At 49.5% G+C, this 1,315-nt stretch carries 1 protein-coding gene; it reads left to right on the top strand.

Going from position 1 to position 1,315, the window contains the following annotated elements; genetic code table 11:
- The first annotated feature begins 66 nt into the window (after window positions 1-66).
- A complete protein-coding gene (locus KOM00_RS20420; protein WP_216500862.1) occupies window positions 67-1,281 on the top strand; it encodes an IS256 family transposase in 1,215 nt (404 codons plus the stop codon).
- The last annotated feature ends 34 nt before the right edge of the window (window positions 1,282-1,315 follow it).

Genomic DNA, 1,315 nt, shown 5'->3' on the forward strand with positions numbered 1-1,315 from the left:
GGGGGTGTAAAAAGGTTTGTGTAAATGGTCATTTCGGGGTAAATCCACTTACCCCAAGGAGTTGCCATGACCATTGACCTTGCTGTAATCGATGACCTACTGAAACAGTATAAGAGCCCGGAGGAGATTCTCGGGGAGAACGGACTGCTGAAGCAGTTGACCAAGGCAGTTCTTCAGCGGGCGCTCCAAGCTGAAATGACCCACCACCTGGGGCATGAAAAGAATGCTCCCGTCACAAATAAAGCGGGCAATGCACGTAACGGGACCTCTAAGAAAACGATGAAAGGTGACTTCGGCACCCTAGAGATCGAGGTCCCGCGTGACCGGGAAGCTACCTTTGAGCCAGTGATCGTTCCCAAGGGACAGACCCGCTTCGCTGGGTTCGATGACAAGATCATCTCGTTATATTCACGCGGGATGACAACACGTGAGATACAGAGCCACTTAGAGGAAATCTATGGAGTTGAAGTATCACCGACGCTGATTTCGAATGTTACCGAAGCAGTCTCCGAAGAAGTCAAAACGTGGCAAAATCGCCAACTGGAAGCTCTGTACCCTATCGTTTACATGGATGCCATTAGAGTCCGAGTTAGAGATAATGGCCACGTTGCAAACAAAGCCGTCTACCTCGCTATTGGCATCAGGCTCGATGGTGACAAAGAAGTGTTGGGAATGTGGGTCTCCGAAAACGAAGGCGCGAAGTTTTGGTTGCAGGTTGTGACCGAGCTTCGCAACCGTGGCGTCGAAGACATTTTTGTGGCCTGCGTCGATGGGCTCAAAGGATTTCCCGAGGCTATCGAGACAGTCTTCCCAAAGACCCAAGTCCAACTCTGCATCGTCCACATGGTGCGGCACTCTCTCAACTATGTCACCAGCAAACAACGCAAGGAAGTGGCAGATGATCTGAAGCTGATCTACCAGTCAACGACAGCGGAGCAGGCCGAGATGCAATTGAACGCCTTTTCCGAAAAATGGGATAAAAAACATCCCACCATAAGTCGTTCATGGCGAAGGAACTGGGAACAAATCATCCCGTTCTTCTCTTATCCACCTGAGATCAGGAAGGTTATCTACACCACAAACTTGATTGAGTCGCTGAACATGTCGCTGAGGAAGGTGACGAAGAACCGCGGCTCATTTCCAAATGACGAAGCGATGTTCAAGCTACTGTACCTGGCTTTGAACAACATCACGAAGAAATGGAAGAAGCCGATCATAAACTGGAAAGCGGCAATGGCTCGATTCGCCATCCTCTTCGAAGACAGATTGCCAAAATCTTAACCAAGGCCATTTACACAAAATTCTTTACAGGCCC

Source organism: Geomonas diazotrophica, from assembly GCF_018919385.1.
Lineage (GTDB): Bacteria > Desulfobacterota > Desulfuromonadia > Geobacterales > Geobacteraceae > Geomonas > Geomonas diazotrophica.